Here is a 13245-nt window from a genome sequence, read left to right as displayed (position 1 = left end):
GATGAAGCCCGTTTAGGGGAGGGAGAAACGGTGCAGACTAATCAATAAGGAGAGGAAGACAGGAGGAGGTGAGTGCAATGGCCTCGGACGGTGAAGATCTGGTCAAATATATAACTGAAAAAGTGGTCGTATACATGGAAAGCCCGCGTGAAAGCCGCGGCCGCAGCCGCGCCGGCAAACAGCCCTGGAGCCAAAGATGGTTCGGTATGCTGCCGGTCGGCTTGTCCATTTGGCGCAGCAGCCGAAAGGTTAGAGACAAGAGGTAAACAAAAGCGGCAGGTGAAATGGCGCGCAAATCAGAGAGCAGGTTTGCGCGTCATATTTTATCGTTCGCACACGTACGTGCGTTTTTGCGTTAATCCCCGTATTTCTTCTCCCAATGACGAAGCCATTCTTGGTAACCGAGCCCCGTTACTTCTTCCAAAGTTAAACCATTCAAGGAGTAGGGCGCGCCTAACAGACCAGCGATATCGGGAAAAGAATAGCCGCCGATCATCCGGCCTTCGCAAAGCATGATATACACGTTGGTCTTTGACTTATACTTTTGTTCCAGCGGATGATTAGAGACTGTAAATCTATAAATGGTGATCCGTTTTCCAAAAAACGCATCAGGTTGTGCCTTTTGAACGCCCCATGCCTGCCGATAGGGTGTCGATTCTGTACTGCCGATCAGCTTTCCTTTGTCCAAAATATAGCTGGACACTTCACCTTTGCTGGAAGTGATTTTATAGCCTTGCGCCGTAATGTATTGCTTCGCTGTATTTTCATCCCTCGAGATCTCTTTGCCGCAGCCGGCAAGGTTCAGCATCACGAGAGCGAGGATGAGAGCTGCAATTAATGATCTTTTCATCAAATCCTCCCGTCGAGCCTCGGTGATTACTGTCTAAACGTATGGTTCGAAGATATTGTTGCATTTATCTGTAAAAAAGCCCCATCTCTCCAAAATCGGAGGAATGGGGCTTTATCGGCTTGCTTACCGCCTTGGACTTGCTGGTTGACCGTCATCGGAGATATAGACCTGGAACTGGCCGCTTTGCTGAAGGGCGTCAAGCGGAAGGAAGCGCTGTCCGCCCATGCCTGAAGCGGCATATGCTATGGGGATGCTGCCTGCGGCATCCGGTCTGGTCCACAGCTGGTAGCCCGAGATCATCAGCGGGGCGCCTACGGTGTCGTTCGCTCCGGAACTGGACCGGAACACAAGTCCTTGCTCCCGGTGAAGCAGCTTGGCAAATTCTCCGGCTGTAAGCCGGGTAAGCTTCGGGGATGTCAGCCACAGCAAATTGTCGTACGGGTCCCCGGCTTGTCCGCTCCGGAATATCGGCTTGACGGTGGAATCCGGCAGCGCGGATGACAATAAGCCGTAAGGCCGGGCCGATTGAGCGCGTCCGGCGACCGCTTCAGCCTTGCTTTTGTCCCAGGGAAGAATCTCCGGAACGATGGCGTTCAAGTACAGCGTTTGGCCGTTCAATGTTACTTTCCAATAAGGCAGAAGCGGTGCATAAAGCGGAAACGGTTCAATGATATTGTCGGAAGAATGAATAAGGCCTTTCTGCGCCAGGAACCGGCGCAGCTCGCTTACGGAGTAGGGGAGGCTTTCATCGGTACCCGCTCCGTATTCGCTCAATGTATATTCCCCGTTGTCCGAGGCGGTAATAATCATATAGCCGATCCGCTGATCGTCGCTGAAGAAGTTAACGAGCCAGCTGTGGGTGCCGGGACCCAGCGGACCGATCGTTTGCTCTGCCGTCTTCCATTCTTTGAACGGCGCCTCACCGGCAAGCTTGTCCACCGCTTTGCGGACAAAATCCTTCAGCGACTCCGGAACGGACATATCCTGCTGCCGCTTAGGAAGCGGGGATAGGGCGGAAGCGGCAGAGCTGCTCGTCCCGCCCATTGCGTCAACCGTTCCGACAGCCCGGAAGGCGGCCGCTCCTTGCGCTGATTGGTCTGTTAATCTGACGGCTTGAGCGCCTTTCCCTGGCGGCCCCAAGGGAAATTCGGGAAAGGCCGCCGTTAGAAGAAGGGCAACAATCAAGAGAAAGCTGACGCGCAGCGCCGAAGCGATCCGCCTCATTCTGCTTAGATTATCCATTAGCGTTTTATTCACCTGTCTTTCTAAATGGCTCCGAATATTGTTTTAATGCCGCTGCTTCAGGTTCACTTCTTAAATTGTAGCGGACAAACGCTGAAAAGGATGTTGCAAGCTGTCGCGCTCCCGGGCGGACGTCTGCGCTTTTTTTGGCCGCTTTTAGCGAGCCGGGTCGCTTCCTACTGCTTTCGGAGATGAAACAGTCCATAAATGACAGGGGAAACGGAAATATGCGGCTCATACTGCCAAACCGTTTCCTTTCGGCGGCTGTTATACTGCTCTTCCACGGCAAGGCGCTTTTCCTCGTCGGGTTCTTTCAGCAGCTCGCCGTAGTAGGCGTCTATGATTTCCAACTCGCTTTGCAGGCGCCGTCTCGCCGCTTCGGCCCAGCCGTAATCCTGGCCGGACAGCTTCGAGACGATCCGGCGCTCCAGCAGATCGGCTCCCTTGACGAGGGAGAGCTCATAAGGCTGGATATGGACGTTCTCCGGGAGCCGGGGAGACAGCTCCATGGAATTCAGCCTGGACCCGAAGTTCTCCCGGACTTCCCCGGTAAGCAGGGATATGCCGATAAAATGCAGTTCCTCCCGCTTCAAATCGCAGCTGAGCTCGACCTTGAAGCAGACGGCAAGCCACGGCTCGTAAGCAGCCGAGAAGAGCGTCTTTCGCTGAAGGCTTCCCGGGACCTCGAACAAATGCAGGCATTTGCCCTCGGTCTGCGCCGCGCTCCAGATCTGGCGCAGCCGTCTGCTGCCGTAAGTGACGTCCTCCCGGCGGATCAGGCCGGGACCAAGACGCGGCAGCATCGGCGCCACTCCGAAGTAGCGCGAGAGGATGCCGTCATTCGGTCCTGCGACGGTCGGCGGGTTCCCGGCACCTTCTGTGGCGGCGCCGTTATTCGCCGCGTCGTATTTCTCGGGGTCGAACACGAAGGTGAAGGACAGCGTCTGCGGCTCTGCACCGGTCCGCTCGACAAATCCCCAGTAATACGGCCGGTCAGTCAGCATTTGATCGGCCCGGGGGGACAGCTTCACGGTCACGTGAGCGGGCGATTTTTCGATAATCTGGCATTCCGTCGCTTCCAGATAGTCCATTACATGCTTCTGCACCTGCTGAGGGGTCATGGTCATGGCGCGGCCTCGCTTTCACTGAGCATTCCGTCCTTCAGATCCGCCAGCGTCTGACCGAGATGGTCCACTTTGCTGCGGATTTCCTCGTCGCTTGCAGCCTCAAGCATGATTTTGTAGAGGCTTTTTTCCAGCGACTCTTTCTTCTCAAAGCGTTCCAGAATCGTATCCAGACCGCCGATCACCGTCTCGAACAGGTTGATTTTTTCATGAAGCAGGTGGAGAATATGCTCCTCAATCGTGCCGGTGGTGGAGAGGTTGTGAATGAGGACATCATTCTGCTGCCCCAGCCGGTGCACCCGGCCGATCCGCTGCTCAACCCGCATCGGGTTCCACGGAAGATCGAAATTGATCATATGGTGGCAGAACTGCAAGTTGATGCCCTCGCCGCCCGCTTCGGTAGCGATCATCACCTGGGCGCGGCCGCGGAACAGGTCCATCATCCAGTCTTTTTTGCCGCGGTTCATGCCACCTGAATAAGGGACAGAGTGGATGCCGTGCTCCCGAAAATATTGCAGTAAATATTCCTGCGTCGCCCGGTATTCGGTGAATACGATTACTTTATCGTTCATCTCTTTGATGAGTGATATCGTCTTCTCCGCCTTCGTATTCGCTTTTACCGTTCGGATCATTTGGAGGAGCTCGATCATCCGGTCCCGGCGCGGCGAGTCCTCAGGAAGCTTTTTCGTCAGATTCACCAGGGTGACGAACACCGCGTCCCGGCTGCTGCACACCTCCCGCTGCAGGGTGACGAGCGACAGCATGCTGCTGAGGTTCCCGCCCGACTCCTGATACTGATCTTTGACAAAGGAAGTGACTCCGTCATATAATGTTTGTTCTTCGGTTGAAAGCGTAAGCGGGACGTTCCGCACCTTCCGCTTCGTAAAAGCCACCGGACCCTCGCCCCGGCGATTGCGGATCATTACTTTGGATAACTCGCCCTTGAGCTGCTCTTCATTCTTGGCCACGCGCTTGTCCACCACGAAATTGGCGGCAAAATCCCCCTGATTTCCAAGCTGGCCCGGCTTCAGCAGCGTAATGAGATTGAAGAGCTCCCCAAGATCGTTCTGCACCGGTGTCGCGGTGAGGAGCAGGCAGTATTTTTTGCGCAGCTGCTGGACGAATTGGTAGTTGGTCGTCTTCTTGTTCTTGAGCTTATGGGCTTCGTCGATGATCAGCATGTCGTATTCGCCCGAGATCAGCCGGTCCTTGTGGGGATCGCGCTTGGCCGTATCCATGGACGCGACCACGATGTCGTTGTCCCAGGAGTAGGCTTTTTTTTGCGCCACGGCCGATATGCCGAACTTCGTATTAAGCTCGCGTACCCACTGAAGCACCAGCGATGCGGGAACGAGAATGAGCACCTTGGAGACCAGCCCGCGCACCAGATATTCCTTCAGCACGAGCCCCGCTTCGATCGTCTTGCCAAGGCCGACCTCGTCCGCCAGAATCGCGCGTCCCGACATCTCAAACAGCACCTTTTGCGCCGTGTCGATTTGATGGGGCAGAGGAGACAGCGAAGCCAGATGCTTCATGCACTGCAGCTCCTCGAAGCTCTCCACAAGTCCGGAAGCCTCGCCTTCCATTGCCAGCCGGGACAGCCTCCAGTCTCCCCAGGGACCGCCTTTGTCCAGCCGGGACTCCAGATCCTGCAGCCATTCACGTTCGAAGGAAATAGGCACGGGGAGAACGGAAGCCTCACCTGGTTCTTGCTCAGGGTTATTGCGGGGTACGTGAGTCATGAGAGCGGTCTCCTCCTGCGGGCCTAAAGTTTACATAGTGAATTGTATAAGTAGTATGCGCGCAAAAGAGAGAATTCATAACTGCTATTTTTGAAGTCTGCCTTTAATAACGAGAGAATCAGGGAGAAAACAGGGGCATCCGCCGCGATTTTTCGGCATGGTCAGCCGTATTTCGCCAAAGACTCTTTCTACAATATATGGTATAGTTTAAAGGCCGCTTCACACAATATATTGTGACAAATGCGGTAAAAGCCGTTTTATTCCGAAAAGAAGCGGTTATTTGTAATTGACAAGATGAACTTCCGGGAGTGCCTACAAAGCCGCCACGATGGTGGCAGGGAAGCTCATGTTGTGGGTGACAAAATGAAAACCCGCCTGACACATACATCGGAATACGAATCATACTTACGGGAGGTTGTTTATATTGAGTACAGTGAAGCGCAAGCAGCAGCTGGAGGGGCTAAGCGAGAAAATCTTTTTGGACCGCTATGCCTGGAAGGATGCCGATACAAATAATGCCAAGGTGGGCGACGTGGTCCTGGTACTGACGAAGGATGACCCGAAGTTCCCGACCAAGGAAGTTGGAGAAATCGTGGAGCGCAGCGGCCGGACGGTAACGGTCAAGACGCGAAGCGGCGAGCTGGTGAAATCCGATGTGGAGAAGCTCACGCTTAATATTGAAAAAACACCGGAAGAAATGTGGGACCGCCTGGCGGGAGCCATGGCTTCCGTGGAGAAGACGCCGGAGCTGCAGCGCGAATGGACGGATAAATTCCGCAGCATTCTGGATGACTGGAAGCTTGTTCCAGGGGGGCGGATCGCGGCCGGAGCGGGTGCGAGCGACGAACTGACGCTGTTCAACTGCTATGTCATTCCTTCGCCAAAAGACAGCCGTGGCGGCATTATGGAGACGTTGTCCGAGATGACGGAAATTATGGCTCGCGGCGGCGGTGTCGGCATTAACCTGTCCTCGCTGCGTCCGCGCCGTGCTGTGGTCAAGGGTGTTAACGGCTCTTCGAGCGGAGCGGTATCCTGGGGCGGTCTGTTCAGCTATACGACGGGCCTGATCGAGCAGGGCGGCAGCCGCCGCGGCGCGCTGATGCTGATGATCAACGACTGGCATCCGGACGTGGCCGATTTCATTACCGTCAAACAGACGATGGGCCAGGTGACAAACGCCAACCTGTCGGTTTGCGTCAGCAACGCCTTTATGAAGGCGGTCAAAGAGGATCTCGACTGGGATCTCGTCTTCCCGGATACGACGGAGCCGGACTATAACGAAGTCTGGGACGGTGATCTGGATAAATGGAAGGCGGCCGGCCGCAAGGTCAACCATTACCGCACCGTCAAAGCGCGGGAGATCTGGCATACCATAATTGAATCCGCGTGGAAATCGGCGGAGCCGGGCGTCGTCTTCATGGAATACTACAACCAGATGTCCAACAGCTGGTACTTCAACCCGATCATTTGTACGAATCCGTGCGGCGAGCAAGGGCTGCCGGGCTGGGGCGTCTGCAACCTGTCCGCGATCAACCTCTCCAAGTTCTACGACGAGGAGAAGCATGATGTCGCTTGGGATGATCTGGCGACGACAACCCGCTATTCCGTGCGCTTCCTGGATAATGTTATCGACAAGACGCCGTATCATTTCCCGGAGAACGAAGCCAATCAGAAAAAAGAGCGCCGCGTAGGTCTTGGAACAATGGGTCTGGCCGAGCTGATGATCAAGCTGAACATCCGGTACGGCAGCCCTGAATCGCTGGAATTCCTGGACAAGCTGTACGGCTTTATGGCACGCGAAGCTTATCTGGCCTCAGCCGGAATCGCGGCAGAGAAAGGTTCTTTCCAGGCGTTCGACGCCGAGAAATACCTGCTTAGCGGCTTTATGAAAAATATGACTGAAGTGTATCCAGAGGTCGGCGAAGCCGTCTCGAAGCAGGGGATGCGCAACGTTACGGTCATTACCCAAGCACCGACAGGCAGCACAGGAACGATGGTCGGCACATCGACCGGAATCGAGCCGTACTTTGCCTTCAAATATTTCCGTCAAAGCCGCCTCGGCTTCGACGAACAGTTCGTGCCGATTGCAGAGGAGTATCTGGAAGCTCATCCGGGGGAAGAACTGCCGGACTACTTCGTAACCTCCATGGACCTGTCCGCCAAGGATCATATCCGCGTACAGGCAGCGATTCAGCGCTGGGTGGACAGCTCCATCTCTAAGACGGCGAACTGCCCGAACGACTTTACGGTGGAAGAGACGAAAGAACTGTACGAGCTGGCCTTCGACCTCGGCTGCAAAGGCGTGACGATCTACCGCGACGGCAGCCGCGATACGCAGGTGCTGCAGACGGAGAAGAAGGAAGACAAGAAGGACGCTCCGCTGAAGGAGACGGCTAAACCCGCTGCCGAAGCGGCTGCGGAAGCTCCTGCTGCACCGGCTGTGAATGTGGCTCCACCTGCTCCGGCTCCAGCCGCGCAGGCCGCCGGAAGCGTCGTCGACAAGCAGTACAAGAAACGCCCGCAGGTGCTGCGCGGCGCGACATACAAGATCAATACGCCGTTCGGCATGGCGTACATTACCATCAACGACCTGAACGGCACGCCGGCCGAAATCTTCCTGAACGTCGGCAAGGCCGGCTCCGACGTGTTCGCGATGGCGGAAGCGCTCGGCCGCGTCTGCTCGCTGTTCCTCCGCTACGGAGACCACGGCGAGAAGGTTGAGCTGCTGATCAAGCATCTCAAAGGCATCGGCGGCTCCGGCGCCATTGGCTTCGGCGCGAACCGCGTCGAGTCCATAGCCGACGCGGTGGCGAAGGCGCTGGAAACCCATGTGCAGCAAAGCGCACATGAAGACCACGCTCCGGCGCCGATTGCCGCAACGCTCGCGCTCGAGGATTTCGAGAGCGCGCTGAATGCCGAGCTGAAGGCCGGCGGCGTCGCTCCGGCAGCCCCGGCCGCTGAGGCCGACCAAGGCCACGGCGGACACGGGCACAGTCACTCATCGTCGGCTTCCCGCGACCTGTGCCCATCCTGCGGCAGCGCCTCGCTGATTAACATCGAAGGCTGCAAAACCTGCGGAAATTGCGGGTACAGCCGGTGTGGGTAAGCTGAAGAACGGATAAATCAATATCACTACTATGTTGTGATTTTTCATTTCAAGTGAGAAATGTTTCAGTTTAATTGATAAATATGTTTCATTTAGTTTAATGATTGAATTTGTATTTAATTAATCGCATGAATATACAACGATTTTCTTGCACCTTGAACACGACAACATGTTTCTTTATGTTGTTGTGTTCTTTTTTTATACACAAGGTCAATTGTGCTTGTAGTATTAAAGGGGGGAGCAACTTGGATTCAAACTGTTACAAGATTCTGGCGATAGATGGGGGAGGAATTAAAGGTCTCTACTCTGCTATAATACTTTCGCAATTTGAGGATGAATTTGGACCTATCCACCATCATTTCAATCTCATCCGTGGCACTTCTACTGGTGGAATCATCGCCTTGGCACTTGCTTCAGGTATTAAAGCTGCTTTCTTAAAAAAGGATCTCAATCTGAGGTTCTTTTTCTTTTTTTGTAAGATTGAAGAAAATTAGCTTAAAGGAAGAGCAAAAACCTTCAAAATTAAGGCTTAGGGAGGGGATCTCAGATGAAGGATTTGGAGGTTTTGTTTGTAAGGGGAATTTAACAGCGTCGTTAACACGCTTCCTTAATGAGCTATCTTGGTTGGATACTTTTAAGGTAACTATCAGTTCTTACCTTAGCTCTTATAGTGGAGATCGAAGAATAATTAGTATTTGTATTTTCGAGTTAATCCGCAATTCAAATAAGAAATTTAAATATTTTTACAAAAGTATACAAAATATATCAGGGAATATTTTGAAATTTTGTGATAAACTCTTTGATTGGAGGGGGGTTACAAAAATGGATAAAAACTAATAATTGATATGATAATTGAGCAAGAAAAAATTTATATGGAGGGATACTTATTAAATAGCTACTTTCCAAAACAGCCATCTCGTACATTTTAATTATCTCTATTATCTTCTCCTCACTGAATTCGCTAGTGGATGCCAACGTATATAAAGCCACACCAATTACATCCTTCGAGAACTATTCAAAGGAATTGGTTATTAGTTCTACATATTCCCCATCGGTAACTAACGATGTGTATGCTAACACGCTTCAGACTCTCGCAGTAAATACAAACTATCTTGAGCCAATAAATACTTCGGGAAGTATTCTTAAGAGTTTCCAGCCAGGGTTTACAGGAGTCTATGGGAATTATAATTTTGAGATGGCAGCTGACGCTACAGATGGAAATAATCCATTGGATGTCATGAGTACTCTGGTTAAAGATGTTGTTATCACTAAATCAATCGACGCGTTAGATTTATCTTTGACCGTGGTTAATAACTATAATGCCAATACTGTTTTTGTAATCAGCGCTTACGATAAAGATAACAATATTATCGAAAGCAACAAATCTACGGTGGTTAACCCTACCAATAGTACTGTTATTAAAAAGAGTTACTCCCCGGAAGCTACGCAAAAAATTGATCACTTTGGAATTCTGAGGGTCGTATCGGACTCTCCAACTATAAGACTTCTATCTGCGTATAGCTGGAAAAGTAATGAAGGCAAAATTACTGTCTACGGTATTGTAGCGAATAGTAATGTTGAGAGTCAATCAGTAGGATTTGTCGCTACAGGATATGATGTTAACAATAAAGCCATTGAAACTAAAACTTTGAGTTCATATACATCAAAGGGAGGTAGCTCATCACTTAGCGTAATCCTTGACGCAGGCTCACAAATTAGCAGCGTAGTGGTAAAGGCAGTTGGACAGGCCCATGAGATCGAGCTGTTATCCAGTGCGGATAGACTGGAAAATGGGAAAGTCATTGTCACTGGTTCGGTAGAAAATGGGACTGAGACTGGTCAATCAGTAGGAATTGTCGCCACAGGATACGATGCAAATAACAAAGCCATCGAGACCAAAACGATAAGTTCGTATACATCGTCTGGTGGAAGCGCATCATTCAGCGTTATTCTTGATGCGGGTTCACAGATTAGTAGTGTAGTGGTAAAGGCAGCAGGCCAGGCGTCTGAGATCGTATTGTTATCTGCTGGGGATCGAATAGAGAATGGGAAAGTCATTGCTACGGGCTCTGTAGAAAACGGAACTGGTACAAGTCAATCAATAGGAATCGTTGCTACAGGATTTGATGCAAATTACAAAGCTATTGAAACTAAAACGATAAGCTCATATACATCATCAGGTGGTAGTGCATCATTCAGCGTTGTCCTTGATGCTGGGCCACAGATTACCAGTGTAGTGGTTGAGGTAGTTGGGCAGGCCTCAGAAATCGTATTGTTATCTGCAGCCGATCGATTAGAAAATGGGAAAGTCATTGCTACAGGCTCTGTAAAAACGGAACTGGTACAAGTCAATCAATAGGAATTGTCGCTACAGGATATGATGTAAATAACAAAGCTATCGAAACTAAAACGGTAAGTTCATATACATCATCAGGTGGAAGCGCATCCTTTAACGTTATCCTTGACGCTGGATCACAGATTACCAGTGTAGTAATAAAAGCAGTCGGGCAGGCTTCGGATGTCGTGCTATTATCTAGAGCTTATCGAATGGAAAATGGGGAAATTATTGCTACTGGCTCAGTTGAAAACGGAACTGTGACAAGTCAAACAATAGGAATCGTTGCAACAGGATATGATGTGAACAACAGAGCTGTGGAAACTAAATCTGCAACCTCATATACCTCATCTGGCGGTAGTGGATCATTCAGTGTTGTATTGAACGCTGGCTCACAGATCTCCAGAGTAGTGTTCAAGACTATTGGAATTGCCACAGACTTAAATCTTTTATCATTTGCCTATAGAAATATCAACACTACAATTTCAGCAACTGCGGTTATAGAAAATGGAACAAATTCATCAACGAACGTAACCGCTACATTTACCGGGTTTGATAGTAATGATAATCCGGTTGAGGTAAAGACTGCTAATGCAACAATATCAAGCAAAGCGGTTAAAGAAATGAGTGCAACGTTTAGTTTAGGTAGCAAAATCACACGTGTTGAGGTTAAGACTACACCCGAAAGCAGCGGTAATGGTGTTGAAGTACCCGACCCTAGCAAGTTTAATCAACTAGACTTGAGTGCAACCTCAACATACGATTTACCAGGTGACGTTGTTTCCTATTATTCATTTACCGCACCTACGACAAGCCTGTACCGATTTTATACTTCTTATGTTGGCAGTTCGACAATGGAAGAGGAACCGGCTACACGGATCCAATTATTTAGCGATAAGAATTTACAGAATCAGTTGGCGTCGAATGACAACAGTATAGGTAACATTGACGGTAGTCTAATTTCAAAAGTAGATTATACACTGACCGGAGGAACGACTTATTATATAAAAATTTCACCAAGCGCTCTTAGCTCTGACTTTCCGTATGTGAGAATTACGGTTGAGCAGGATGCAGATGGTTCAATGGATCGAGCCCATATTTTGGAAGACTGGGAACTGTTCAGCACCTCGGATTTTTCCTCTATATTTGATATCGACTATTATAAATTTGAATTAACAGAGCCTACCTCTGTGTACTACAACATACCGAATATTACAATAGTCCTTGAAGATGCTAACGGAGTTGAGCTTAAGAAAATGGTTCCAGGTAATAAAAATAGTTTATTTTTACAACCAGGAACTTACTTTCTTAAATCCTCTACATACTTAGGCTACAAAGATAGTGATGGAGATGGTCTGACAGACAGTCAAGAGCAAACAGGGTTTAGAATTATATCAAATGGTCAAGTTAAGGTTGTGAAAACAAATCATTTAAAAAGCGATTCAGATCAAGACGGTATTTCTGATGGCACAGAATTGTTAGAGGGAAAGTTTAGAACCGAGGACGGATATTATCAAGTAATAGATGATCCTTCAACAGTAGGGTTTGGAAGTACAGAAGGTACTTCTTTCGATCTCCCCTCTGGTTATAATTGGGATACAACTGATTTGTTGGAAATTAGAACAAACATACTTGCGGCAGAAGAATGGAAAGAAAAATTAAAAGGTTACTATAATAAGGTGGATGAATTTTCCGGTTCGGAAGTTTTAGGTGATGTCACAAAAACAGAATTGGTATACTTATCAGAAGAAATTGGAAATGCAATCATTAATCTTAATTCTGTGATTGAAGACATGATAATGTATATTAGGGATAAAGGCACCAATCCAGACCAAGTATGGTTATTAATGAACACAAACAGTATTGAATTTCTTGCTTACGAATTGAAAGATCCTGATAGGGTGGGTATAGCAAGCGCTAGAGCAAGCGCTAGAATGTCAATCTCCTCTGAAAGTTATGATTATGTATATTGGATGAAAGTTGGGACATTGGTTCATTCTGCGGTTAAGGATAGGTTTACAAAGGATAAAGGGACGCCTGCTAGATTCTCCAATACTGTAATACCTCGGACAGTTCGAATCCTTAGACCAGACTTGGTAGAAGATGCCGCAAGAGTAGATGACGATACTCCGAACAGTGGAGGAGAGGCTTACCTCTTTGAATTAAAAACACACAATAATACACCAGCTAACAGAGCATACTATCTTAAAGCGCAAAGACAATTGAATGAGTACATTTTATATTATCAAAATGCTTTCAAAAATAAGACGGTGAAAAAAGGAACCACAGGAATAACAACGGTGGATGGTCTTGTGGAACCACCAAATTGGATCCCTGACGGGAAGGTTGTACCGGATACCGGCACTATTCCTGGAACACCATTCAAAGCTGTATTATTCCACGTACTGCCTGATGATGGAATGGTATATTATAAATTAATCAAAGACACACAGGATCCTAAAGATGTTGACCCATTAATTCAAAAGCTAAAAGGCAACGATAGGAGACAATACGAGGTAGAGGTTGAAGGTGAAAAAGTGAAAGCCACCTCTGTGGTGAAAGATAAACAAAGTGGGAAAATTGCCGCAATCGCTTATGTCGGTGGAGCATTAATAATTGTGATCCTTACAAACGTCGATAACACGACGGGGATTGGAGTGGCTGATGATCCAGCTGCTTATGCAACAGCAGGAAGATTGATTAATGCAGCTATTATAGCGTGGTGAATTTAAAGTTAATACAGAAAGCCCGGCATTGTGATAACCGGGTTTTCTACTATTTTACCAGGAGGGTGTCCCATGAGTGAATTAACAACGGCTATTTTAGTGCACAATCTGGAACGGTCT

The 13245-nt window shown here is 49.2% G+C and carries 9 protein-coding genes; 5 read left to right on the top strand and 4 right to left on the bottom strand.

All coding sequences use genetic code 11. From position 1 onward, the window contains the following. The first annotated feature begins 77 nt into the window (after positions 1-77). Positions 78-266, top strand: a complete 189-nt coding sequence (locus tag G5B47_RS18905; protein WP_165101378.1) for a YqzE family protein — start codon at positions 78-80, stop codon at positions 264-266. Between the two features lie 89 nt (positions 267-355). Here G5B47_RS18905 and G5B47_RS25720 read toward each other — a convergent pair whose 3' ends face one another. From G5B47_RS25720 to G5B47_RS18885, 4 genes are all read right to left on the bottom strand, one after another. Further along, a complete protein-coding gene (locus G5B47_RS25720; protein ID WP_235949935.1) occupies positions 356-850 on the bottom strand; it encodes a DUF4830 domain-containing protein in 495 nt (164 codons plus the stop codon). A 123-nt stretch (positions 851-973) separates the two neighbouring features. Continuing rightward, a complete protein-coding gene (locus G5B47_RS18895) occupies positions 974-2092 on the bottom strand; it encodes a hypothetical protein (protein ID WP_165101375.1) in 1119 nt (372 codons plus the stop codon). A gap of 176 nt (positions 2093-2268) precedes the next feature. Continuing rightward, complete coding sequence (locus G5B47_RS18890; protein WP_165101372.1) at positions 2269-3219, bottom strand: YqhG family protein; 951 nt, start codon at positions 3217-3219, stop codon at positions 2269-2271. Further along, positions 3216-4958, bottom strand: coding sequence for a DEAD/DEAH box helicase (locus G5B47_RS18885; protein ID WP_165101369.1), 1743 nt, complete (start codon positions 4956-4958; stop codon positions 3216-3218). The genes G5B47_RS18890 and G5B47_RS18885 overlap by 4 nt, the downstream gene beginning before the upstream one ends. A 424-nt stretch (positions 4959-5382) precedes the next feature. Here G5B47_RS18885 and G5B47_RS18880 point away from each other — a divergent pair, with 424 nt between their 5' ends. The 4 genes from G5B47_RS18880 (at position 5383) to G5B47_RS18865 (ending at position 13125) form a co-directional block, all read left to right on the top strand. Continuing rightward, positions 5383-8064: an adenosylcobalamin-dependent ribonucleoside-diphosphate reductase gene (locus G5B47_RS18880; RefSeq protein ID WP_165101366.1), complete on the top strand. Its 2682-nt coding sequence runs from the start codon at positions 5383-5385 to the stop codon at positions 8062-8064. Between the two features lie 245 nt (positions 8065-8309). Next, the gene (locus G5B47_RS18875) at positions 8310-8558 is read left to right on the top strand and encodes a patatin-like phospholipase family protein (RefSeq protein ID WP_235949893.1); all 249 of its coding nucleotides are present in this window, start codon (positions 8310-8312) and stop codon (positions 8556-8558) included. Between the two features lie 470 nt (positions 8559-9028). Further along, a complete protein-coding gene (locus G5B47_RS18870; protein ID WP_165101363.1) occupies positions 9029-10423 on the top strand; it encodes a hypothetical protein in 1395 nt (464 codons plus the stop codon). Positions 10424-10611: 188 nt separating this feature from the next. Beyond that, positions 10612-13125: a hypothetical protein gene (locus G5B47_RS18865; protein ID WP_165101360.1), complete on the top strand. Its 2514-nt coding sequence runs from the start codon at positions 10612-10614 to the stop codon at positions 13123-13125. The last annotated feature ends 120 nt before the right edge of the window (positions 13126-13245 follow it).

Origin of the sequence: Paenibacillus apii, from assembly GCF_011043685.1 — a bacterium.
Lineage (GTDB): Bacteria > Bacillota > Bacilli > Paenibacillales > Paenibacillaceae > Paenibacillus_AQ > Paenibacillus_AQ sabinae.
This window is presented reverse-complemented; position numbering and strand designations above follow the sequence as displayed.